The organism is Pseudomonas frederiksbergensis (assembly GCF_001952935.1).
GTDB lineage: Bacteria > Pseudomonadota > Gammaproteobacteria > Pseudomonadales > Pseudomonadaceae > Aquipseudomonas > Aquipseudomonas frederiksbergensis.
In genome coordinates, this window is sequence record NZ_CP018319.1 from 5,531,423 (window position 1) to 5,554,952 (window position 23,530).

At 55.9% G+C, this 23,530-nt stretch carries 22 protein-coding genes and 1 pseudogene; 11 read left to right on the forward strand and 12 right to left on the reverse strand.

Annotated elements, in window-relative coordinates:
• Position 1: 1 nt before the first annotated feature.
• The 8 genes from PFAS1_RS25980 to PFAS1_RS26015 all read right to left on the reverse strand — a co-directional run bounded on the left by PFAS1_RS25980 (position 2) and on the right by PFAS1_RS26015 (position 8,823).
• A complete protein-coding gene (locus PFAS1_RS25980; RefSeq protein ID WP_076031076.1) occupies positions 2-1,015 on the reverse strand; it encodes an iron ABC transporter substrate-binding protein in 1,014 nt (337 codons plus the stop codon).
• 211 nt (positions 1,016-1,226) lie between these two features.
• The gene (locus tag PFAS1_RS25985) at positions 1,227-1,784 is read right to left on the reverse strand and encodes a PqiC family protein (RefSeq protein WP_076031077.1); all 558 of its coding nucleotides are present in this window, start codon (positions 1,782-1,784) and stop codon (positions 1,227-1,229) included.
• A gap of 17 nt (positions 1,785-1,801) precedes the next feature.
• On the reverse strand, positions 1,802-3,457 hold the full coding sequence (locus PFAS1_RS25990) for a PqiB family protein (RefSeq protein WP_076031078.1): 1,656 nt from the start codon (positions 3,455-3,457) through the stop codon (positions 1,802-1,804).
• The gene (locus PFAS1_RS25995; RefSeq protein ID WP_074876688.1) at positions 3,438-4,094 is read right to left on the reverse strand and encodes a paraquat-inducible protein A; all 657 of its coding nucleotides are present in this window, start codon (positions 4,092-4,094) and stop codon (positions 3,438-3,440) included. The genes PFAS1_RS25990 and PFAS1_RS25995 overlap by 20 nt, the downstream gene beginning before the upstream one ends.
• Positions 4,091-4,687: a paraquat-inducible protein A gene (locus PFAS1_RS26000; protein WP_076031079.1), complete on the reverse strand. Its 597-nt coding sequence runs from the start codon at positions 4,685-4,687 to the stop codon at positions 4,091-4,093. The genes PFAS1_RS25995 and PFAS1_RS26000 overlap by 4 nt, the downstream gene beginning before the upstream one ends.
• A 219-nt stretch (positions 4,688-4,906) precedes the next feature.
• Positions 4,907-6,208 (reverse strand): NAD(P)/FAD-dependent oxidoreductase, encoded by a 1,302-nt coding sequence (locus tag PFAS1_RS26005; RefSeq protein WP_076031080.1) that lies wholly within the window; start codon positions 6,206-6,208, stop codon positions 4,907-4,909.
• Entirely contained in the window at positions 6,205-7,293 is a 1,089-nt protein-coding gene (locus tag PFAS1_RS26010) for a polyamine ABC transporter substrate-binding protein (protein ID WP_076031081.1), read from the reverse strand. Before PFAS1_RS26010 ends, PFAS1_RS26005 begins: the two co-directional genes overlap by 4 nt.
• 171 nt (positions 7,294-7,464) lie before the next feature.
• Entirely contained in the window at positions 7,465-8,823 is a 1,359-nt protein-coding gene (locus PFAS1_RS26015) for a glutamine synthetase family protein (RefSeq protein WP_074876680.1), read from the reverse strand.
• A gap of 161 nt (positions 8,824-8,984) precedes the next feature.
• On the opposite strand from PFAS1_RS26015, the gene PFAS1_RS26020 reads away from it, so the two are divergent.
• Entirely contained in the window at positions 8,985-9,908 is a 924-nt protein-coding gene (locus PFAS1_RS26020) for a helix-turn-helix domain-containing protein (protein ID WP_076031082.1), read from the forward strand.
• 29 nt (positions 9,909-9,937) lie between these two features.
• On the opposite strand, the gene PFAS1_RS26025 is transcribed toward PFAS1_RS26020, so the two are convergent.
• Positions 9,938-12,325 carry a DUF3772 domain-containing protein gene (locus PFAS1_RS26025; protein ID WP_076031605.1) on the reverse strand — a complete coding sequence of 796 codons (2,388 nt, stop codon included), beginning with the start codon at positions 12,323-12,325 and terminating at the stop codon, positions 9,938-9,940.
• Positions 12,326-12,553: 228 nt separating this feature from the next.
• On the opposite strand from PFAS1_RS26025, the gene PFAS1_RS26030 reads away from it, so the two are divergent.
• Positions 12,554-13,006 (forward strand): YMGG-like glycine zipper-containing protein, encoded by a 453-nt coding sequence (locus PFAS1_RS26030; protein ID WP_076031083.1) that lies wholly within the window; start codon positions 12,554-12,556, stop codon positions 13,004-13,006.
• Here PFAS1_RS26030 and PFAS1_RS26035 read toward each other — a convergent pair.
• From PFAS1_RS26035 to PFAS1_RS26045, 3 genes are read right to left on the reverse strand one after another with little or no spacing between them, the layout of a single operon-like run.
• A complete protein-coding gene (locus PFAS1_RS26035; protein ID WP_076031084.1) occupies positions 12,991-14,019 on the reverse strand; it encodes a DUF2955 domain-containing protein in 1,029 nt (342 codons plus the stop codon). The genes PFAS1_RS26030 and PFAS1_RS26035 overlap by 16 nt on opposite strands.
• Before the next feature lie 4 nt (positions 14,020-14,023).
• Positions 14,024-15,163: an HlyD family secretion protein gene (locus PFAS1_RS26040; RefSeq protein ID WP_076031085.1), complete on the reverse strand. Its 1,140-nt coding sequence runs from the start codon at positions 15,161-15,163 to the stop codon at positions 14,024-14,026.
• The gene (locus PFAS1_RS26045) at positions 15,160-16,713 is read right to left on the reverse strand and encodes a TolC family protein (RefSeq protein WP_076031086.1); all 1,554 of its coding nucleotides are present in this window, start codon (positions 16,711-16,713) and stop codon (positions 15,160-15,162) included. The genes PFAS1_RS26040 and PFAS1_RS26045 overlap by 4 nt, the downstream gene beginning before the upstream one ends.
• 119 nt (positions 16,714-16,832) lie before the next feature.
• Between PFAS1_RS26045 and PFAS1_RS26050 the strand changes: the two genes are divergently transcribed.
• The 9 genes and pseudogenes from PFAS1_RS26050 to PFAS1_RS26090 all read left to right on the forward strand — a co-directional run bounded on the left by PFAS1_RS26050 (position 16,833) and on the right by PFAS1_RS26090 (position 23,437).
• Positions 16,833-17,357: a transporter suffix domain-containing protein gene (locus tag PFAS1_RS26050; RefSeq protein WP_076031087.1), complete on the forward strand. Its 525-nt coding sequence runs from the start codon at positions 16,833-16,835 to the stop codon at positions 17,355-17,357.
• 164 nt (positions 17,358-17,521) lie between these two features.
• A pseudogene (locus tag PFAS1_RS30110) lies at positions 17,522-17,983 on the forward strand (cupin domain-containing protein).
• A 379-nt stretch (positions 17,984-18,362) separates the two neighbouring features.
• The gene (locus PFAS1_RS26060; RefSeq protein ID WP_076031088.1) at positions 18,363-19,043 is read left to right on the forward strand and encodes a DUF3313 domain-containing protein; all 681 of its coding nucleotides are present in this window, start codon (positions 18,363-18,365) and stop codon (positions 19,041-19,043) included.
• Between the two features lie 158 nt (positions 19,044-19,201).
• The gene (locus PFAS1_RS26065; RefSeq protein ID WP_076031089.1) at positions 19,202-19,663 is read left to right on the forward strand and encodes a hypothetical protein; all 462 of its coding nucleotides are present in this window, start codon (positions 19,202-19,204) and stop codon (positions 19,661-19,663) included.
• 20 nt (positions 19,664-19,683) lie between these two features.
• The gene (locus PFAS1_RS26070) at positions 19,684-20,025 is read left to right on the forward strand and encodes a hypothetical protein (protein ID WP_076031090.1); all 342 of its coding nucleotides are present in this window, start codon (positions 19,684-19,686) and stop codon (positions 20,023-20,025) included.
• Positions 20,026-20,438: 413 nt separating this feature from the next.
• Complete coding sequence (locus tag PFAS1_RS26075; RefSeq protein ID WP_076031091.1) at positions 20,439-21,260, forward strand: winged helix-turn-helix domain-containing protein; 822 nt, start codon at positions 20,439-20,441, stop codon at positions 21,258-21,260.
• Positions 21,257-21,739 carry a hypothetical protein gene (locus PFAS1_RS26080; protein ID WP_076031092.1) on the forward strand — a complete coding sequence of 161 codons (483 nt, stop codon included), beginning with the start codon at positions 21,257-21,259 and terminating at the stop codon, positions 21,737-21,739. The genes PFAS1_RS26075 and PFAS1_RS26080 overlap by 4 nt, the downstream gene beginning before the upstream one ends.
• Positions 21,740-22,091: 352 nt before the next feature.
• Positions 22,092-22,418: a hypothetical protein gene (locus tag PFAS1_RS26085; RefSeq protein ID WP_076031093.1), complete on the forward strand. Its 327-nt coding sequence runs from the start codon at positions 22,092-22,094 to the stop codon at positions 22,416-22,418.
• Positions 22,419-22,474: 56 nt separating this feature from the next.
• Positions 22,475-23,437: a helix-turn-helix domain-containing protein gene (locus PFAS1_RS26090; protein WP_076031094.1), complete on the forward strand. Its 963-nt coding sequence runs from the start codon at positions 22,475-22,477 to the stop codon at positions 23,435-23,437.
• The last annotated feature ends 93 nt before the right edge of the window (positions 23,438-23,530 follow it).

A 23,530-nucleotide genomic window follows, 5' to 3' on the forward strand; every position in this document is an offset into this window, starting at 1 on the left:
ATTAGAGCAGTCCAGCCTGTGTCATCAGCTCCACGGCTTTTTTACTGTCGAGTTTTGAGGCATCGACCGTTGGCGCGTCGAGTTGCTGCAAAGGCACCAGTTTTGGATTGGATTCAGCGTTCTTGCCCACGGCGTATTCGAACGATTTACCGGTCTTGAGGATGGCCTGGCCATCTTTGCCGGTAATCCATTTGAGGAACGCCTGGGCTTGTTCCTTGTGTTTGCTGGACGCCAGCACGCCGCCACCGGAGACACTGACAAACGCACCCGGATCCTTGTGCTTGAAGTAGTGCAGGGCGGTGTTCTTGCTGTTCTCGCCGGTCTTGGCCTGGTCGCCGAAGCTGTAATAGTGGTAGATCACGCCGCTGTCGATCTGCCCGGCGTTGACGGCTTTAAGCACGGAGCTGTTGCCTCGGTAGGCTGTAAAGTTGGTTTTCATCCCTTTCAACCATTCCAGGGTGGCGGCTTCACCCTTGAGTTCCAGCACGGCGGCGACGATGGCCTGGAAGTCGGCACCGGCCGGTGAAGCACCCCAACGACCTTTCCAGTTCGGACCGGAGAGGTCCATCAACGACTTGGGCAGCTCGGCTTCGGGCAGTTTGCTCGGGTTATAGACAAACACCGTGGAGCGCGCGGCGATCCCTACCCATTTGCCATGGGCCGGACGGTAGGCATCGCCGACCTGTTCCAGGGTGGCCGGCGCAACCGGCGCAAACAGCCCCGCGTTGTCGACCAGCACCATGGCCGGGGAGTTTTCGGTCAGGAACACATCAGCCGGGGAGGCCGTGCCTTCCTGCACGATCTGATTGCCCATCTCGGTGTCGTCACCATTGCGCAGGGTGACCTTGATTCCGGTTTCCTTGGTAAAACCTTCTATCCAGGATTTGGTCAGGCTTTCGTGCTGGGCGTTGTAGACCACAATGCCATCGGCATCCGCTGCATACACATGACCGGCACTCACCAACGCGGTGGCCAGCAGTGCTGTTTTCAGGAAAGAAGGTATAGGGGGACTCATGCGTTGGCAGCTCCTGTTTTTTTTAAAATCCTGCGCGCAAACTCGGCAGAATCGACGGGAAAGGGTCGTCGATCAGTGTAGTTCAATACGAATCATTTGCATGTTTAAGGCGCGGTGCGCCAAATGAGAGAAAAGCGTCAATATTTCAGTAGCAACGCATCACTTGTAGCAGCAGGTCTCGCCAGCTGCTACGGATCGCGTTATGGCTTGATTAAGCCGATGGACACCCTTTTTGCATTCCGCCCGCGGCCTGGCTGATCAGCGCGGCCAGGCGTTTGACGTTGCTCTGCTGAGCCGCCACCAGCTCATCGATGGAAGCGCCTGAAGGTGTCTGCAATGTGCTGCGGCAGGTGACCAGCGCGGCATCACTTTCACTCAGATTGCGCAAGCGCCACTTGACGTCGATCAACGCATATTGGCCGGGAATCGAATCGAATCGCTGCACCTCTATCCGCACCGATACGTTGCGTCGAGGATTGCTGTTGACCATTTGATCGATCAGCGCGCTGCGCAATTCATCCACCAGGCTCGCCGCCCACCACTCGGTTTCGAGGATCGCCATGCCACTGTTGCCCTGGCGAATGACGATCTGCGGACGATCGACCTGGGGCGGCACGCTGATGCCCTCGATCTGGATTTCCGCACCGCTGTTGCGCGCAGCAAGTCCCGGTTGAGCCGGAATCAGGGTGTGAAATTGAATCGGATCACTGCGGCATGCAGCCAGTAGCAACAATGCAGTGACCAAGCTGATCTTCAGCGGATAAACCATGAGTGATGCTCCTGTGGTCATTTGCGCGGTGGCCCCTGCATATCCATCGGCGCAGCATTGTCGGGACGGCCGCGAATCAGCGATTCCGGATGGCGTCCCAGGTAATCCGAGAGTTCACGCAAGGAGCGCGACATGCGCCCGAGCTCTTCGAGGGTCTGACCTAATTGTTCGCGTTGCGGCGAGTCTTCGGCCAAGGTCGAACTGGCCGATTGCAGGGTCTTGCTGACATCCGCCAGGGTGGTCTGCACGCCGGGCAGGGTCTTGGCGTTGAATTGCGCCAGACCTTTACGCAGCTCGACGAGGTTGCTGTCCAGATTGCCGGCAATCCGCTCAATAGGTAGTTGGTTGATCTTGTTGACCATGCCCTCGAGTTTTTCCTGCAACTGTTCGAGGCTGCCAGGAATAGTGGGGATAGTGACTGGACGGGCGGTCGGGTCGAAGACGACTTTCTCCGCCTTGGGGTAGAAGTCGAGCGCAATGTAGAGCTGGCCGGTCAACAGATTGCCGCTTCGGGCCTGGGCCCGCAGACCATTTTCGATGAAGGAACCCATCAAACGTACGCCAGCGGCTTCATCGTTAGGGTCATGCTTCAACACCTCGAGCATTTTGGTGTGGGCCTGGCCGAGTCGTTGCGGGTAGATCATGATCCCGACATTGACCGGGAAACTGCGCTTTTTCGCGTCGAAGTCCAGATTGATCGCCACGACTCTGCCGAACTCCATGCCCAGGAATTCCACCGGTGCACCGACCCTGAGCCCGCGCAAGGCTTGATCGAAACGCAAGCTCAGGAATTGCCCCTTGCCGCTGGGCGGGGCGAGAGCGGTTAGCTGGTCTTCGAACAGATCGAATACTTTGTCCTCTTTAGCCGGTTGGTCATTCGGGCTGTAATCCGGAGCGCGGAAGGCGATGCCGCCCACCAGGATGGATGACAGCGACTCGGTTTTCAGCGAAAAGCCGTTGGCGCCGACATTCACGTCGATCCCGCTGGCGTTCCAGAACCGGGTATTTTCAGTGACGTAGGCATCGTTGGGCGAGTGGATGAACACTTCGATGTTGACCCCTTTGCCGTCGGCGTTCAGGGCATAGGCCACCACTTGACCCACCGGAATCTTGCGGTAGTAAACCGGAGAGCCGATGTCCAGCGAACCGAGGTCCTGGGTGTTCAGGGTGAAGCGCTTGCCCGGCTCGCCATAGGTAATCGGTGGCGGGTTTTCCAGGCCAACAAAGTTTTTTGCACGAGCGTTGGCCTGGCCGATGTCGGCGCCAATGTAATCCCCGGACAGCAGGGTATCGATACCCGACACCCCGCCGGCGCCAATACGTGGCCGCACTACCCAGAACTGCGAGTCTTCGCGAGTGAAACTTTCCGCCTGCTTGGACAGTTTGATGGTGGCGTTGACGCTCTTCTGGTCGTTGCTCAGCTCCACGTCCGAGACATGCCCGATCACCACGTTGCGGTATTTGACTTCGGTCTTGTTGGCGGTCAGGCCGCTACCGGTTTTGAACGTAACGGTAATGGTCGGACCTTCCTGCATCATGGTGTGCACGACCAGGGAAATCCCCACCAGCACCGCGACGATCGGCACGATCCACACCAATGAAACGCTGAAACGGCGGGTCTTGACAGGGGCCTGACCGGGGGCTTGCGGCCCGTCAGTGATTTGCGACTTCATCCATGACCTCCTCGTTTGGGTTATCCCGTTCTTCTTTATCCCAGATCAGGCGTGGGTCGAAACTCATTGCCGACAGCATGGTGAAGACCACCACCAGGCCAAAAAACAAGATCCCCGGGCGCGGTTCGATATCGGCCAGGGCTTGAAACTTGACCAGTGAGGCCACCAGGGCGACGACGATCACATCGAGCATCGACCAGTAACCGATGAGCTCGACGAAACGGTACAGCGTTGAACGTTGCTTACTGGCCCATTGGCTGTCGCGCTGAACAGTCACCAGTAACAGCGTCAGGGCGACGAACTTGATGCCCGGCACCGCGATGCTGGCGATGAAAATAATCAGGGCAATGTCCCAGGCGCCGTGCTGCCAGAACTCAATGACACCGCTCATGATCGTGCTATCGGCGCCGCTGCCAACCATCTTGGTGTTCATCACTGGCAGCAGATTAGCCGGGACGTAAAACGCCAGGGCAGTGAACATGTACGCCCAGGTCCGGGCCAGTGAGTTGGTTTTGCGCCGATGCAGTGGCGCGCCGCACCGTGGGCATTCGTGAGGTTCATCGGTGATGTCACAGGCCAGGCCGCAGCTATGGCACAGGCACAGGTTGAGTTCACTCGCCACCGGGGGTCTGTTCATAAGATGTCCCATAGGTCACGAATGTCGCGCCCGGCGATGCGGATCATCATCAGACTGAGAATGGCCAGGGCAAACAGGCCGATGCCGGGCAGCACATCGAGCAATCCGGCGAGTTTGATGACCGCGACCATTGCCCCCAGCAGACAGACCTCCAGCATGCTCCAGGGCCTGAGGGTTTCCAGCCAGCGCATGCAAAACTTGAAGCCAGGCGAGCGCTGGTGGGCGAGGGCGAAGCTCAGCACCCAGATCAGCAGCAACAACTGGAAAATCGGCGCGATGATCATCGAGATCGCCGCCACCATGGCGATGAACGTGATCGGCCCCAGACTCAGGGCCAGCACCGAATCCCAAAGCGTTGCGCTGTTTTTCAGGCCTTTGAGGCTGATGCTCATGACGGGGTAGAAGTTGGCGAAAATCCACAGCATCAACGCGGTGAAGGTCAACGCCAGACGTTGTTCCACCGTCAGGCCGTTATAGCGCTGAAGCACGCCGCCGCAGCGTGTACACAGGGTTTTCTGATGTTTGGCGAGCGTGACTTTTTCATACACGCAGTCGCAGTGCTCGCAGATGATCAGTCGGTCAGTCGTAGCCATAGGCCGCACTCGCCAGGACGCAGGGAAGTCAGAGCACTCCCTCAATATAGAAGCGCATCGCGATTGAGCAAATTAAAAGGCGGGTACTGATCGTTCCCACGCTCCGCGTGGGAATGCCTCAATGGACGCTCTGCGTCCGCTGTTGGGACGCGGAGCGTCCCGGGCTGCATTCCCACGCGGAGCGTGGGAACGATCATAAGAGGAGGGGGAGAGTTATCGTCACCCAAGTAGTGCGCGCAGCCGATACCAGAACATGCCGAGGGCCAGCAGTGGCGAACGCAGCATGGGCCCACCGGGAAAGGTCATGTGCGGCACGGCACTGAACACGTCAAAGCCCTGACTGTGTCCGACGTGGATCGCTTCACCCAACAGTTTTGCGCACCAGTGAGTCACGTTCAGGCCATGACCGGAGTAGCCCTGGGCGTAGAAAACGTTCGGATGCTGGTTCAAGCGTCCGACCTGAGGGAAGCGATTGGCGGTGATGCCAATCTTGCCGCCCCATTGAAAATCGATGCGCACATTGGACAATTGCGGGAAGACCTTGAGCAATTGCGGGCGCATGTAAGCTTCGATGTCTGCCGGATCACGCCCGGAATAATGGCAGGCACCGCCGAACAGCAAACGTCGGTCCGCCGAGAGTCGGTAGTAATCCAGGCCGACTTTCTGGTCGCAGAGCGCCAGGTTCTGCGGGATCAATTGCGCTGCAACGTCGGGCGCCAGCGGCTCGGTGGCGATGATGTAGCTGCCCGCAGGAAGCACTTTGCCGCTCAGTTTCGGTTCGAGCTCATCCAGATGAGCGTTGCACGCCAGCACCAGATTGCCGGCGCGCACCGTGCCGCCGGCACAGCGAACCTGCACCGTGCTGCCATGGATCAATTCCAGCACCGGGCTCTGCTCGAAGATCTGCACCCCCAGGGATTGCGCCAGTAGCGCTTCGCCAAGGACCAGGTTGAGTGGGTGCAAGTGACCCGAGCCCATGTCGACGAGCCCACCGGCATACACGCCTGAGTTCACCACCTGCTGGCGAATCTGCTCCGGCCCGACGAGTCGGGTTTCGTGGGCGTACCCCGATTCGGCAAGGCCTTGCTGCTCAGCCTTGAACGCCGCGAACTGCGCTTTGGTATTGGCCAGTTCGCAGAACCCCCAGCGCAGGTCGCAATCAATCCCGTGTTCGCGAATGCGGTTGCCCACGAGCGCTACCGACTCGACGCCCGCACGCTCAAGGTAGCGCACGCCTTCTTCACCGACATGACGGGCGAAACCGCTGACGTCATGGCCGATACCGCGAATCAACTGCCCACCGTTGCGCCCACTGGCACCCCAGCCGATTCTCCGGCCCTCCAGCAGAATCACCGAGAGCCCGCGCTGCGCCAGTTCGATCGCCGTGTTCACGCCGGTAAAGCCGCCGCCGATCACACAGACATCGGCTTCAAGGTCCTCGGCGAGTGTAGGGTAGGGCACCATTCCATTGGCTGACGCCGCGTAATAGGAATGAGCGTGTTCGTTGCTGTGCTGGTTCATTGGTTGGACTTCACTTTGCTCCAGGAACGGGTCATCAAGCGCATGATCGGCTGCGGCGGCGTGGTGGAAATGTAAAGTTTGTCGAGGACAGCCTGAGGCGGATAAACCTCAGGGTTGTTGACCAGTTCAGGGTCCATGTCTTGCTTGGACGCCGGGTTCGGGTTGGCGTAGCCGACTGACGCGCTGACCTTGGCAATCACTTGCGGATCGAGCAGGTAATTGATGAAAGCATGCGCCTCTTTCTGGTTGCTGGCGTCTGCTGGAACCGCCAACAGGTCGAACCACAAGTTGCTGCCTTCCTTGGGGATCGCGTAGGCGATGTTCACACCATTCTTGGCTTCCTTCGCCCGGTTCGCGGCCTGGAACACATCACCCGAGTAACCGAACGCCACGCAGATGTCGCCGTTGGCCAGGTCCGAAACGTACTTGGATGAATGGAAATAGGTGATGTAAGGGCGGATGGTCAGCAGCTTGGCTTCAGCTTTTTTGAAGTCTTCAGGGTTTTCGCTGCGCGGGTCCATGCCCATGTAATTGAGAACGGCGGGGAATACTTCATCGGCCGAATCCATCATCGACACGCCGCACTGACTGAGTTTCTTCAGGTTTTCCGGTTCGAAAAACACCGCCCAGGAATCGATGCGGTCAATGCCCAGCACTTGCTTGACCTTGTCGACGTTGTAGCCGATGCCGTTGGTGCCCCACAGGTACGGAACCGAGTGTTCGTTGCCCGGATCGTTTTTCTCCAGCAACGCCAGCAGTTTCGGGTCGAGGTTCTTGAAGTTGGGCAGCTGCGAACGATCGAGCTTCAGGAACGCGCCGGCTTTGACCTGGCGAGCGAGGAAGTGGTTGGACGGCACCACCACGTCATACCCGGTGCGACCGGCGAGCAGCTTACCCTCCAGGGTTTCGTTGGAATCGAATACGTCGTAGATCACCTTGATCCCGCTTTTTGCCTGGAAGTCGGCGAGGGTGGTCTCGCCGATGTAATCGGTCCAGTTGTAGACGCTGACCGTTGGCTGAGCCTGCGCAACGGCGCTGAACAACACGGCCAGCGCGACCGGAACCACGGATTTCAATAGACGCATACGACACCTCTTGTAGTTGTTGGATTTTTCAGGCGTTGGCATTTTCCTTGTGGGAGCGGGCTTGCTCGCGAAAGCGGTCTATCAGTAAACGGTGATGTTGAATTTGCTGGCCTCTTCGCGAGCAAGCCCGCTCCCACAGGGGGAATGCGGTCTTATGTGAGAGCTTGTTTGCTAGACGCTAAGCAGCAGGAACTCTCGCTCCCACGAGCTGATCACCCGCTTGAAGTTCTCGTGTTCCGCTCGCTTGACCGCCACATAACCGCGAACGAATTTACTGCCCAGATAACGCGAAACGGTGTCGCATTCTTCCATCTGCGTCAGGGCATCCTCGATGGTGATCGGCAGGCGCAGATTGCGGCGCTCATAGGCCCGACCCTGAACCGCAGCGCTCGGCTCGATGCGCTCGACCATCCCCAGATACCCGCACAACAGGCTTGCTGCGATCGCCAGATAAGGGTTGGCGTCGGCGCCCGGCAAACGGTTTTCCACGCGCATCGCGTCCGGCGTGGAGGTCGGCACACGCAGGCCCACGGTGCGGTTTTCTTCGCCCCATTCGACGTTCACTGGTGCCGACGTGTCCGGCAGGAAGCGGCGGAACGAATTGACGTTCGGTGCGAACATCGGCAGCACTTTGGGGATGTACTTTTGCAGGCCGCCGATGTGGTGCAGGAACAGCTCGCTCATCTGCCCGTCGGCATCGGCAAAGATCGGCTGGCCGGTGGCGATGTCCACCACGCTCTGGTGGATATGCATGGCGCTGCCGGGCTCATCGCCAATCGGTTTGGCCATGAAGGTCGCGGTGACGTTGTGCTTGAGCGCCGCTTCGCGCAGGGTGCGCTTGAACACGGTGATCTGGTCGGCCAGATCCAGTGCGTCGCCATGCCGGAAGTTGATTTCCATCTGCGCCGGGCCGTCTTCGTGGATCAAGGTATCGAGGTCCAGGCCTTGAAGTTCACACCAGTCGTACACGTCTTCAAACAGCGGGTCGAACTCGTTGGCAGCGTCGATGGAAAACGACTGGCGACCACTTTCCGCACGGCCCGAACGCCCCAGCGGTGCCTTGAGCGGCAAGTCCGGGTCTTCGCAGCGCTGGGTCAGGTAGAACTCCATTTCCGGCGCGACAATCGGCCGCCAGCCTTTGTCGGTGTACAGCTGCAGGACTTTTTTCAGCACGTTGCGCGGCGACAGCTCGATCGGGTTGCCGAACTTGTCGAAGGTGTCGTGAATCACGATGGCGGTGGGCTCGATGGCCCATGGGATCACGTACACCGCATCGGAAACGGGCTTGCACACCATGTCGATGTCGGCCGGGTCGAGCAGGTCGTAGTAGATGTCGTCGTCGACAAAGTCCCCGGTTACCGTTTGCAAAAGCACACTTTCCGGCAGGCGCATGCCTCGCTCATGCAGGAACTTGTTGGTGGGTGCGATTTTGCCGCGTGCGATGCCGGTCAAGTCGCTGACCACACACTCGACTTCGGTAATCTTGTGATCTTTCAGCCACGTGAGCAGCTGATCGAAAGGGACATTCATAAAGACCTCGTTATTGGTTTTATTGACGCCGGGGAGGCTGGTTTCATCCACCACACACTTCCCCTGTGGCGCGTTGACGACTATCTTGGGCGAGCCTTGACGTTCCATCTATCCACTTTCAGCAGCACCAAAACGCACCAAACGAGTGCGTAAGGTCACCCATGACAACGTGCAATCCCCTGCAAGTCCAAGCGTTCGACACCGCCGATGTCGCCGAGCAAATCCGCGCCACACCGGGCTGGGTCCAGCATTACCAGCAAATGTCACCGGGGCATTTCGCTGGGCGCGTGCGCTATCTGGACCTGCAAGGCGTGGAGATTTACGAGGAACAGATGAACACCCGGGTCGAGCAGAATTTCAGCGCGCCCGAAGGCTCGCTGGCGTTCTGTTTCGATCGCAGCGACAACGCTCTGTACGTGTTGAATGGCGAAAGCCGCAACATCTGGATCACCCCGGAGAACTACCAGGAAATCGCCGTGGTGTTCGGTCCGGCGTTCGTGCAGCGTCACGGTTTGAACGTGGCCAGGCTCGAAGGCCTGTTCATGGCGCCACTGAACTCGGGACAGAACGCATTGTTCAGTCGCTGGCTCAGCGGGACGTTGACCCGACTGGCACAGACCATCGATCCACCGAGCAAGGAGGCGTTGACCCAGCAGTTGCTCGAAGATTGCCTGTACATCCTCGACAACGCCTGTGTTTGCCTTGATCGCGGCGGTTTACAGCGCCGCGCCGAAGAGCGTGCCGTGATGAAACGCATCGGTGAATGGGCGGCTGATGCGCCGGAGGACACCCTGAATCTGCTGGAGCTTTCGCAGATTGCCGGGGTGTCACTGCGGCAATTGCAGCATGCATTCAAGGCTTATACCGGGATGACCCCGACCCATTGGCTGCGCTTGCGCCGACTCAACAGCGCACGCCGCGAATTGCTCGGTCGCACGGCGACGCAAACCACCGTTGCCGAAGTGGCGATGCACTGGTCGTTCTGGCATTTAGGGCGATTTTCCAGCAGTTATCGTGCGTTGTTCAACGAACTTCCCAGTCAGACGCTCGCCCGCAAACCCTGTGGTGCAACAGGTCGCGGGTAAGCCGGGGATAGTCAGCGCGGCTTTGTGGCTTACGCAGCAGGGGCCGGTTTGGCCAATTTGATGCCGGCCGCACTCAATCGCTTCAGGATCTCAAAGAGCAGATCGCTCTTGGTCGTACTGACAATCCTTGGGCTGCTGACATAGCCGGTGATGGTCAGGGTGATGCCATCAGGGCTCAGATGGCTGAAGCGGACAACGGGAGGGGGTTTGTCGAGGATGGTTTCATGCTCCTGATAAGCGGTGTACAGCAGGTTTTTGACTTCTTCGGGGTCGATGTCCAGAGGGAACACCAATTCGAGCGTGGCCACCCCTTGGGCGCTACCGCCCATGGTCACATTGCGCAGGTTCTGGGAAATAAGCTGCGAGTTGGGCACGATCACGATCGAACGGTCGCTGAGCTGTATCTCGGTGGCCCTGACATTGATTCGCCGGATATCGCCTTCGACCCCGCTGATGCTGATCAGGTCGCCGACCTTGACCGGACGTTCGGTGAGCAGGATTAACCCGGATACGAAGTTTTTGACGATCTCCTGCAAGCCGAAGCCGATACCCACCGACAACGCGCTGACGATCCAGGCCAGATTCGTCCATTTGACGCCCAACGAAGACAACGCCAGCAGAATGACCAGGACGTACCCGATATTACTGAACAGGGTGCTTAGCGACGCTCCCATGCCAGGGTCCATATCGGTTTTCGGCAGGAATTCGTTATCCAGCCATCTGCGCAGCGATCGAATCAGGTAAATACCGATCAACAGCGCGAGGACCGCATTCAACAGGTTGCCTGGAATGATGTTTAGCTTGCGCAATCCATCGCCGCCGAGGATCGCTGAAACCCTGTCAGTCAGTTGGCCAAAGGTCGCTCCAATTCCCCCCACAAACGTTGTAATGACGGCAATCAGCAGCAACGCCGCTCTGCCAATACCCGCCACGACAACCTCGATTTGTTCAAGTCGTACGTCACCGATACCCAGCAGCTGTTTGATCGCCTTGCCGCTTGGCTGTTTTGGCGAAAACAGGTAATCGCACAAGTCCCTGAATAACTGCGTCAGCAAATAGAAACTGGCGATAACGATATAAAGCCAGACAATTTCGTAAGTGATGAATCGGGCCAGGGAGATGTATCCGATCAGCAGGCCGAAAATGGAGATCAGCACGGCGATACTGACGCCGGTATAAATCACCCCCGCCAGCGTAGTTCCTGACTCGGGATGTTCGCCGGCAACAACCATCGCCCGGCGGGTTCTACTGACGCGTATCAATAGCGCACCGATAATCATAATGACCACTAATGACACGACGCCCCGGCTAAAGAGCACCACTTGCGTACTCATACCCGTTGCGTTGGTGACTTGTACCAGCGAGATGAGTATCAGCATTGACCCGGCCAGCAACGCCGGAAAAGGGTTTATTGCAAGTGCTACTTCATCGGCGATGCCTGGCAACCGCCATGAGGGATTGCGTTTGGACAGCAGGGCCCGACTCAAACCGACAATCAGCGCGCAGGCGTAAGCGACTTTCTCGACATCGTCGAAGTAACCTTGAAGTGGCTGCGGTAATGGTTGAAAGCGGGTAGCCGCCGCGGAGATGAGCTCTATGGCACAAACCGCGCTCAACATCGTGGCAACTACCGTCGCAATCGCCAATGAACTTCTGCGCAAGCGACCTTCGGGTACCCGATGGATACAGATCCATGTCAAACCCCGTTCAGCCAGTCTTCGTCCCGGCGTCCAGAAGGCCAGGGCCAGCAATAACAATGTGACGGTCGCGGTACGCCGGCCGGGTTGCCAGACCGACTGGATGACATTGTTGGACTGGTCAATCAGAAACCTCAGACGGTTTTCATCCTCCTTCAGTGGAGAAAACAGCGGTAACCAAAAGCGGGGATTGAGGAAGCTGGCGGTGCGCTGGGCCAGCTCGGTTTCCAGTTGGGTGCGCCGAATAGCGGCAATCTGGGTGATGAGATTAGTTGCGCCTTCCTTGATGGCCAGCAGTATGTTGAGATCGTTATCGACCTTGTCTTTTTGTGCGGTGAGATAGGCCCTCTGTTTCACCAGATCGGACTTTTCCATGGCAACGCTGGTGGCGGATGTCGTTCCGAGCACACTGAGTTGTGCTTGCAATTGAGCTTGCTCGGGCAGCAGCGCGGTGACCAACTTGTCCACATCACTGAAGAGCAACTGAACGTTGTCCTGAAAGCCTATCAACTGGGTGTAGTTACTGGTCAGTGACACCTGCTGCTTAAGGTTGTCCAGCCTTAATTGCAGTGCTTCCAGATCGCTTTTCGACACATTAACGGTTGCGCTGGTCTCACTGTTATTAGAAGTGTCGGGGAGTTCATCCGCCGACAGCCCGCCGATGTTCGCCCCCATCAGCGCAAACACAACGAATATGAGTAACTTCAATACAGGACGCATAGGCATGCCACCAGCGGCTTTAGCCATTGAGGTTAGGTCATGACGTGTGCAGGCGCGAAAAAATTCCGCACGCTGATCACGAATAGGGAAGGGTGCGCGCGGGTGAGAAGGGGTGATCTACAATCTTTTATGCTGAACCACGCTCAGGATCACAAGGTGTGACGGATTGAGCGGTCTGTTTACCGACCCAGTGTGCTTGCAGAGTGCCGGGCCCTGTCGGAGGTCATCATGAAAAGCTTGTCATCGATTAGCCTGTGCATCGCACTGTCGGTTTCCTGGACCCAGGGTTGGGCGGAAACAGTCGTGCCGATGAAAGGGCAGAGTTCGCAACAAACCCAAATGGACATTACCGAATGCCAGAATATCGCGGCCGGCCAGAGCGCTTCGGCTACATCGCCTTCCGGCGGAAGAGTGAAGGGGGCTGCGGCGGGCGCTGCTGCCGGTGCGGCGGGGGCCCAGGTGCGTGGACGTCAGCATGACGAGTTTTATGATCGTGTCGACGATGACGTGAAGCAGGACTATCGCCAGAATCGCGCCAAGGAGACCGCCGTGGCAGGAGCGGTCGTCGGTGGCTCGCGTCAGCGTCAGGAACGTCGGGCACAAGAGAAAACCAGCGCTTCAGCCAGTTCAACCGCCTATACCAGTTGCCTGCAAGGGAAGGGGTATCAGGTTAATCCTTGAACGGCATTTTGCCGCCGTTGATCGAGCAGATGAACCATCAGGCAGGCATACAACGTCACGAGGATGAACAAGCCCATGCGGATGGCAAACGCGGTGTAAACGTCCTTGCCTGCTGCGCTGTCCTGTACCGACTGACCCAACAGAATGATCAGGGTAATCAAGGTGTTGAGCCAAAATCCCGGGGTGAATCGCGTCGGACTCAGGGCATACAGCTTGCGCGCCAGCACCAGGCCGAACAGCAACATCCATAGAAAGAACATCCACAAATGCACAAACAGGCTGAGGGCGCTCCAGAACAGGATCGCCAGCAGGCCTGCGAGCAAGGTTGAGCCGAGCAGCTCGCGACCAGCGTTGCGGGCATTCGTCGTAGAGCTTTGCTGACCCAGGCTGACGGCCTTCAGGATGATCGGCAGGTAACCGGCCGGGTCGATCAACGCCAGCAGGAATGCCGGTAACACGATCAGGGTTGCACGTAGCGCAATCCGACTGACTTCTGCTGGCGGCAGGGGCGGGGCAGGCGGCGGAGAAGGGGTGTTGGGTGGGTCGGGGAATAATCCATGACTGAGCGCCACGACGACAACGGCGAGCAGCAAGCCCTTGACCAGTGCGCCGATGACCATCGCCGCCAGTTCGAATTCGGCGATACCGGCCGAGGAAATCATGGTCAGGCCAATCACCAGGAAGGTCATGATCAGGGTGTTGCCGCCGCGCAGGCCAAAACGGAAGGCCAGGAACAGACCGACGCTGATCAATAGCACGCCGCTAACAGGGTAATAACGCAGGAGCGGGATCAAAAGCAGGCCGATGCCGGTGGTCAACAGCGCGGCCAGTGCGAGAACCAGCCCGGCCTTGAACGGCAGCGGGCGATTGATCGAGGCCAGTAACAACAGGCAAAGCACCGGCGCCAAAAAAGGAATCGGCAAGCCCAGGCCGAAACTGGCAGTGAGGCACAACGCCGTACCGGTAGCCAGGCGCAGTGCGCGTTGATCTCGCGGCGTGCGCCGGGTAGACATACCTTTAATAGGCATAGCTCAGCCAGCTCATGAACCTCACAAATACGTGTCCTAGAGGGTTCAACGGATTGCCCTCGGTGGGGAAGGCCATGACTTCAGCCTGCCCACCGGCACGGATCCCCCGACTGTCACGCAACGTGTTCAATGAGTCTGGCGAGAACTCGATAATGACTGGAAAACGTTGGGCCGGACGTAACCAGTCGCGGCTGTTCTGCACGCTGGGCAAGGTGCCCGGTGCGGGTGTCTGTCCCACGCTGACGCCGTAACCGACGCTGCGCACGCGCCCCTTGAATATCTCGCCCGGCAGAGCATCCAGAACAATCGAAACCGGCGTATCGAGCTTCACCAGACCGAGGTTGTTCTCGGTCATGTCCGCACTGACCCACACATCATGAATAGCGATCAGGGTCATGACCGGACTACCGGCCGCAGCGAATTGCCCGGCATCTGTGCGCAGGTCCGTAATCAATCCGGCCGAGCGAGCGCGAATCTGCGTGTTGGACAGATCCAGTTCGGCTTTGGACAACGCCGTGGCGGCACTGCGCAGCAAGGCGTTGTCCTCCTCGCTGCCACCTTCCTGCTCCCGCGCACGCTGCACTTCGGCGCGGGCCGCAGCGACCTGACTCACAGCCTGTTCGCGGTTGGCGCGAGACACCTCGAGCAGTCGTACGGAAATGGTGCCGGGGTCTTCACGATACAAACCCTCAAGACGCTGATTGTCCTGACGCGCCTTGAGTTCATTGGCCTGGGCTGCCCGCAGGTTGGCTTGCGCCGAGGCAATGCCGGCGGTGCTTGCACCGATCTGTCGACGGGTCGATTCAAGGTCGGCACGTGCACGGTCGACGGCAATCTGGTACGGCTGAGGGTCCACCTCGAATAGAACTTCACCGGCCTTGACGTCCTGGTTGTTGCGCACGTTCACCCGGATCACGCGACCTGCCACTTCCGAGGCGACCGGAATCACAAAGGCGCCCACCCGGGCTTGTTGTGTATAGGGTGTGAAACGATCTGCCAACAGGTACCAGGTCAGACTCAGGAGGATCAGTACCAGCACCCACTTGATGCCTTTTTTTGCAGGATCGGCAGCCGGCGCAGGCGCCTGGGTGACAGGTGTCTCGGGCGTGGGCTTGGCGGCTTCACTCATTGGTCTTTTACCTTGTAAGACATTGGAATGGCAGGCTGTGCAGCGGCGGGCTCTTTCAGCAGATCGCCCCAGTCGGTGCGTTTTTCCATTTGCTGGCGGGTGGCTGGATCAACTTTCGGCTGGGCGCTGTACCAGCCACCGCCCACGGCTTTGTACAAGGCAATGACATTACTCACGGCATTGCTGCGGGCGACCAGATAATTGTCCTGTTGTTCGAGCAAGGCACGCTGCGCGTCCAGCACCCGCTGGAAGTCCGAATAACCTTCGCGATACTGCGCGCTGGCCAGCACCAGCGAGCGTTTGGCCGCCACTTCGGCCTCACGCAGGATGCTTTCGCGCTCCAGGGATTTGATCAGTCCATAGGCCGCATCGTCCGCCTCGCGTGCTGCCTGGCGAACCTTGTCGCGGTAGGCTTCGATCAGCTGCTGCAACCGCGCATCCTGCACGCGAACGTTGTTGCTGATCTGGCCGTGATCGAACAGATTCCAACGCAGGCTTGGACCGCCGATCAGATCCAGATTCCGGGGCGTGCCACTGAGCGTGTCGGTTGACCAGACGATGCTGCCCAGCAAGGTCAGCGACGGATAGAAATCACTTTCGGCCACACCGATCAGCGCAGACTGGGCGGCGACATTAAGCTCGGCAGCGCGTACGTCAGGCCGACGTAAAAGCAAGTTGGCCGGCACATCTTGCAACACGGCACGATCGACCAGCGGGATCAGTCCTACGCTCTCGACCAGTTGCGGCAGTGCGCCGGGCGGCTGACCAACCAGCACCGCCAACGCGTTGCGGGTTCGTTGCAACTGGTCTTCGAAATTGGGGATTGTGCTCAACGTACCCAGGTACTGGGTTCTGGCTTGCTGCAGGTCGAGTTCGGCAGTTTGGCCACTGTTGAAGAGCTTCTCGGTAATCTCGAAGTTGCGTTTTTGCTGCTTGGCGTTTTCCTGGGCGACACGCAAACGGGCTTCGGTGGTGCGCAGCGAAAAATAGGTATCGGCCACTTGCGCGCGCAGCAGTACGAGTACGTCTTCATAGTTGGCCTGGGCGGCGAAGTAGCTGGCATCGGATGATTCGATGGCGCGACTGAAGCGACCCCAGAAATCCAGCTCCCAACCCACATCGAACCCCGCGCTGTGTTGCCAGAAATGACTGTCTTGCGGATTAATCCCGCCGGACTGCTTGCGGTTGAAGTAAAGACTGTCGACACTGGCTTGCTGCAGTTGCGGGTAAAGACCGCTTTGAGCAATGCCGAGTTGGGCGCGGGCTTCCATGACGCGCAGGCCGGCGATTTTGAGGCTGGAGTTGCGTGCATCCGACTCGGTAATCAAGTGATCGAGGACAGGATCGGCAAAGACATGCCACCACTGACGGAAGTCCGGGTTCAGGCTCCGCTGGCTGGATTGCTGGAGGGCAGGGGTGCTCCAGTGTTTGACCCATTCTTCGCCGGGCGGCTGGAAGTCCGGCCCGAGTCGTACGCAGCCACTGAGGCCGAGTACGCCAAGCAGCGCGAGCCGGCCTGGCCAATTCAGCAGGGTTGTACCTGGATGCATTCCGCGTTTCCCGCCCAACAAAGTTCACTGGAGCATAGCCGTCCAAATGGGCACTTGGCTGCTACGCTTTTTAAGCGCCATCAAATCTACTGTGATCAGTCAAAAAAGGTACGGAAATTATGAGTAACACCGAAGGTGTCGCTGAATCGCATTCAGCCAGCTGGCGCTTTAAGTTGGGGATAGCAATTATCTGCTTGATGCTGGGCTCCTGGTTATTGGTGCCTCTCGCCGCGGCTGCCGACGTGCCTGGATCAAAGATCGCGGCACTGACCGGCGTGCTGTTCATCAGCAACAAAGTCCTGTTGATCATCGTTATTGCGGTGATGGGCAAAGCCGGATTCCAACAGCTCAAACGAAGCCTGTTCGGATATGTGTCCTCACTTGCACCTAGCGCGGATGTCGAAGTGGGCCCATGGCGTCACAGAATTGGCATCGTTATGTTCTTCGTGCCGCTTATTTCTTCTTTTCTTGAACCCTACATCGACAGCATTTGGCCAGGCCTCAGACCCAACCTTTGGCAAGCTCAAGCGCTGGGTGATCTCATGCTGATCGCCAGCTTTTTCGTATTAGGGGGTAATTTCTGGGAGAAAGTGCGCGCCTTGTTTATCCGCACGGCTCGTGTCGCAAACACCAGTGCGGCGTGAATAACAATAGGGGGGCGAGGGTAATGAGTGCTCGTGTGCTCAAGCTCTGATGGCTAGCTCGACTAAAGAGCTATTTAGCATAGTTATTATTAATCGCACCAATAGACATGATAGATGTTGCGCATGGATTGCTCGTTATTTCACATGATTTACCAACACCTTTGATGAACACATTCCCAGCGCTGCAGGCTGTAATCACAGCCTCGAGCCTGGGTATCCCACATGAAAGCGGTTTCTATCGCAGAACCTTTCAAGCTCAACGCCGCGCAATGGTTGAGACTGTTGGAGGTCGGCACGGCCTGATGACATCTGTTTACTACTTGCTGATGAAGGGTTCGCCGATGGTTATTTTCCTCTGAACCAATCAGACATGTGCGTTGAATACCACGTGGGAGATGTAATTCACTACAGCCTGATTTTCCGGACGGCACAATAAAAACGGTTGTGATGGGCAGTGATGAATCGCGCCGAACAATATCTGCTGTTTACATGTACCGGGTGGCGTCTGGAAAAGCTTCGCAGCTTACAAATAGATTGGCGGGATACGGCCTGATTGGTGAAGCGGTTACCCAGGGTTTGATTTTGCAGATATGGAGTTGGGCAGTCAGCAGCAGCTTACCGAGTGATTTCCCGAACACAGGCAGCTGTTTGAGACGTTGAGTGGCAGAGGTGATTTGAGCGCTGAAAAATCTGCGCGCAACCGGGCCAATCTCGAAACACCTTGTTACGTGTAATGTATATTATGTTAAATAGTGTGTCGGGGCGGAACTTCTACCAACGGTTCTTTCTTACGACTCTGGTGTTCATGGCGAGTAATCCGACGGCTGCTGCAAGCTGGTGTCGTTTTTAATAGTTTTTGAGGGTTATTGATTCGGATTATCCGGCCCTTACCGGGCAGTATCCGCCCCGCCTCGACCGACGTGCAGGCGCCAGCCTTGCTTCGCTCAGGTCGGTACGGGAGGCAGGAACCTGAACGGCAACTTTCATTACTTGAGAACAGAACACATGAGCATGTCGAATAAATGGATTGTGGGGATTGCCTTGAGCTGCGTGTTTCAAGTCGGGTGTGTCGCGAAGGTGGCGCAGCAAGAACAATATTCGGGCTTTCTGCCCAATTATCAGGGACTGGAAGAACAAACTACGCAGAGTGAACAAAAGGTGATGCGCTGGGTCGCGCCGGGGTTTGACCCCCATGCATATTCCACTGTCGTGTTCACGGAGGTTGAGTTGTATCCAGCGCCCATACCAACCGCACGTGTCAATCTGAAAACCCTGGAAGACGTAAAGATCATGGCCAGCGACAGCGTCCGAAACGCCTTGGTCCCCGCCTATACGGTCGTCTCGAATGTGCAGCAAACACCGACCGATTCACGGACATTGATTCTGCAGGCGGCGATCACCCACGTCAGCGCCAACAACGAGGGCATGCATTGGTATGAGGTCGTACCGATCGCAGCAGTCGTCGGGGCCACACAAGCAGCCACCGGCCATCGTGATCAGACAGCCGAGTTGTATCTCGAAATGGACCTGATCGATGCCAAAACCGGTTTGCCGGTCGTCAAGGTGGTTCGCAAGGTGTTCGGCGAGACATTGAAAAATGCCAATCAGCCAATAGCCCCCAATGACTTCAAAGTCGCACTCAAAACCGTGACGACCGACATGCAGGCCCTGCTTTCCAAGCAGTAGCTGCCACGGGATACCCCATGGCACGTTGATTTGCCTGCCATCCATTGTCATGGCTTCGCATTGCAAGCAAACGGGCATGGGGTTTCGGAACGGCGGCCACGCTGAATATCTCTGAATAATCCGTCAGGCTCCATGCTGCCTGGCGAGAGCCCGACTTAATGAAAATATCGACCCTTACTTTATCGGCCTGTCTATTGCTAGCCAGCTCTGGAGCCTTGGCGGTAACGCTGGTTCCACTCAAAAACCAGACTTCCCAGGCCATTCAGCAAGATACCAGTGCCTGCGAGGCACAAGCGAATGCTCAATTTCCGACACAGAACACAGTGCCTTCCGGAGGTCGGATAAAAGGCGCCACCACAGCCGCTATCGCCGGCGCGACTGCTGCGCAGGTTCGCGGCCGGCAATATGACAACGTTTATGACCAGATCGACGACGATACCAAGCAGGATTATCGCCAGAATCGTGCGCGCAGTGCCGCTGCGGCCGGCGTGGTGGTCGGCGCCTCAAGACAACGTCAGGAGCGCAGACAGAATCTTGCCGCCACCGAACAAAACATCACCGCCAACAACTCCGTGTACTGCGGCTGCCTACAACAGCGTGGCTATAACGTTTTGCCTTGATCCATTTGAGAACTCTACCGATGCATCTCTTTTTTGTACCCATGGTTACCTTTGCGTTTTTGCTATTGGTGGGTTGTTCTTTCTCCCCGAACAACCCGACTTCAATCCTGCAAACAGACAAGTCGCCGGAACAATACGTCGATTGCGTTGAACCGAAATTGAAAGACAACAAACTCAATCCGACCGTGTCTCGCAGTAATCACAGTTACACGATCGTGATGTCGAACAAAGTAGCCGTAGACAACGTGCTGGCGGCTTACAAGGCAAAGAATGGTGCCAAGGTTTATCTATACGAGCGCCAACTGACAGCCTCGACTTTTCTAGCATCCAGCCTTGAGCGTGCAGCACTGGAATGCCTGTAGACTCGCCCTCCCCTGAAGTCATCTCACTCCCCTTCCTTTCCATCCTGCCCTGACCTCGTCGTGAGAAACGTGTTCAGAGACGGCCTGCCTCTTGGTCGAAAGAATCCGGCATGACTAAACCGATTCATATTTACGCAAGGCATGCATGGCTCTGCCTTGCAGTTTTCGGATAGCGCGAAATACTCATATCGAGCATCATGACCGCCCCCGAATTGAAACCCCGTGGATTACCCTTGCTTGACGCCAGTCACTTTTCCGAGAGCTATTCCAGCATTGTCTGCAAGACCTGATTGCACCTTCCGCGCTTGGCCGCAAATAGCCGCTCATCTCCCCCGACAAGCACGTATTGCGTCAAATCCAGCCTCTCAAACCATCTCTATACTCAGCCAGAACCAACTGAACGGAGGACTCCCATGCGCTACGCCTTCAAGTTGAAAAATGGTGCCATGGCCCTTTTCGACCCAGATACCGCCTTGCTTTCCATCACGACACCCTATGGCGATGTTCAAACCTCCACGATAGGTAGAGCTGAATCGCGTCTACTGGATCTACTGCTTATGGAGCCCGGTCAGACCAAAAGCCGTGAAGAGATTACCGACTACGTCTGGAATGACCGCGTCGTCGCCTCTGGCAGTTTGAACCAGGCCGTTTTCTCACTTAGAAACACTCTTAACGACAGTCGAGATCACGAAATCTTGATGACGGTTCCTCGAAGAGGATATTGCTTCAATCGTCAATATATAGTTGATGCCCAGGCAGAGTTGCCGATGCCAGCAGGTGAAGCCGAGCAACCCTGCGAGCCCGTCATTGAAGAACTACCGCCAAGTGGGCGTGATGATGTTCCGCGACTTTCAGAAAAAACCATAAAATCAAATTACATAACAAAAGCTCATTTGATCGGTTATGTCCTGACCGTGGGAGTATGCCTCTACACAGGGTTCCGCTCCGGCTTCGACACCCCAAAAATAGAGATTTCCAGCGTAAAACAGAACGAACTGTTCATCCATGCTGTAGGTCACACTGTCGCCGAGGCTCAATCACTGAGAGATCTTTCGGCCAAACAGATTCATCAGTCCTCGCCCAATTTAAAAGGTCAGGTCTGGCTGAATCTCTATAAAACAAATTATTCCGTTTCGTGCCTCCGTCCGGATTCAAGCACAGCAAACTTACAATTAAATAGCGATCAGAAAGACCTCGCACTAATGATCCGGCAATGTCTGGAGGCAACCCTATGAAGCTGTCTACACCTTCAATTACTCACTGGATAGTGCTTGGAATCATCAACGCCGCTTGCATTTTTTCCTTGCTTTATTCGCCATCTTATTACATGGAAAACATCAGTTATCAGACCCTCACCCGACAATGGCTCGAAGACTTGAATCAGCTCAATACTGAGGAGTATCTGACCATCGGGCACGGCCGACTAACACAAACCTCTTTGGAAAACTTGAACGGAAAAACTCGTAACGCCACCATCACTGCAAATGTTATCCGGGAAAGCGATCATCACCTCCAGCTAAAGATCAATAACGTTAAGCTGAGCCAGGATAACGAGCTATTCGCCATTGAAAAGACACCCGATCTATTTTTCAGGCGCCAGTATGTTCTGCAGGAAGGCGCCGTTCTAAACTATGAGCTCATACCTGTCACCGATGACAACGCCGTATGTTTTTATGTGCACGAAGTCGGCCGTTTGCGTTGCATGAATCACTAAACCATCAACCGTCAATCCCTTAAGCAAGCTTAACCAGCCATCAAGGATTGATATGGTTTTTTTCTGAAGCTCATTCCGACAGTAAAAATAATAATTATTGACTTGAATCAAATCCCCCTCCCCCTTAAAAACCGTTCCGCTTTGATGATTTTTCCTGGCTGCTTTGCCTTTACGAACAGTAAAGGCGCCTTCTTGTGTATCAGCAAATCGGCTGGCCTATTGATGATTGAAAATATGAGTTTTTGACTTTTACAAGCACCGTGGGGGGACGATTATTCAAAGGCCACGCCGCGACAGTAATGCGGTGGACACTTTGCTCTGACTGAAAAATCATCAACATGGAAGCTTGTCAATGCGGCTAAAAAATTTTGCAACCGTATCATTTGGTGTATTGCTTTCACTCAAGGCCATGGCTGGATACAAGGAGCTTTATAGCGTCGACCTGGCGCAAATTGAAAGCAACAAGAAGAAGCTTGACGATGAAAGTTCCATTTATAGGATTTGCACAAGCTATCGTATCAATGACTATTTTGCCTTTGATGCGACGGCCATCGGAGTTCAACAAACGGCAATCTTTGGTTCGAAAATAGCGCCCTGTAAACTTCAGAGCCTGTTGGAGCTGCCATTGAGCGATACGTACGTTTTTTCAGCGGCATTGGAACTCACGCCAAGTCATTGACATAAAGTCTGAACAATGGCTTTGCACTACTCATTAGCTGAAGAGCGTTAAACTCTATGAGCACAACAGTTCCTGACCAAGTCTTTCATGTAACGCCCATTCCCGCTAACAAACCCGATAGAATCATCGGCCAGTGGATAGTCAGCCTCATTCCGGCAGAGCATGAGGCAAGTATTCAACAGTTTAAGCTCATTGATAGTCCAACTCTCCAATGCAGCCGGCTGGATTTCGATTCTGTTGTCACCCTGAACAGCTCTGTTCCTCAAGGTTTTGTAACCATTGCCATTTCACAGGCGCCCATTGGCCGCCCCTCTGTAAATAATCATGAACTTCGGCCTAATGAAGTCATCGTGCTGTATAGCGGTGAGGCCGTACAGTACACCTGCGAACCTAATGAAACTCTGTATACGCTGACCACGACACTGGAGCACTATGCACAATGCGCCGATAATCACTCAATTATCGATGTGCTCGCCCATCGAAAAAACCAAAGCTTCCAGGTTGCAAATTTCAAATTAATGCAGTCTGCCATTCAAGTCGTCAACGCTTGTTTTACAGATATCAATGGCATCACCGAAAAACAGCGCAGGCGCTCAGAAGTGTCAGGCTTTGAAAGCGTGTTATTGATTTCACTCCTGCACGCTTTGACTCCTGTTGGTCGCTCCGCACTTAAAATCCCGTCAAGAAGAATAGTCGCAACAGAAGCAATAGATTACATCCATGAAAACATTAAAAAAGCACTGAGCATGAAGTCATTGGTAAAACAGCTTGAAACCACAACTCGCAGCTTACATCTCGGTTTTGTCGAAACGTTCGGCACCTCACCAATTGCTTATATTAGAAATCTCAGACTCGCCAAGGCCCGCCGAGATTTGATCCGTAACACCTGGCCTACGGTTACCGAAACTGCCATGTATTGGAATTTTCATCATTTAGGCCGGTTTTCCAAGGCCTATCAGAATGCCTATGGGGAAATTCCCTCGGAAACCGCAAGGCGCAACTCAGAAAAACCCGTTTAAAAATTAACCATCGAAACAATTAATATTTCTATATTTACCAAATAAAATGGCCTGCATTGCTTGCTAAAGATCCAGGAGAACAAACATGCGCTA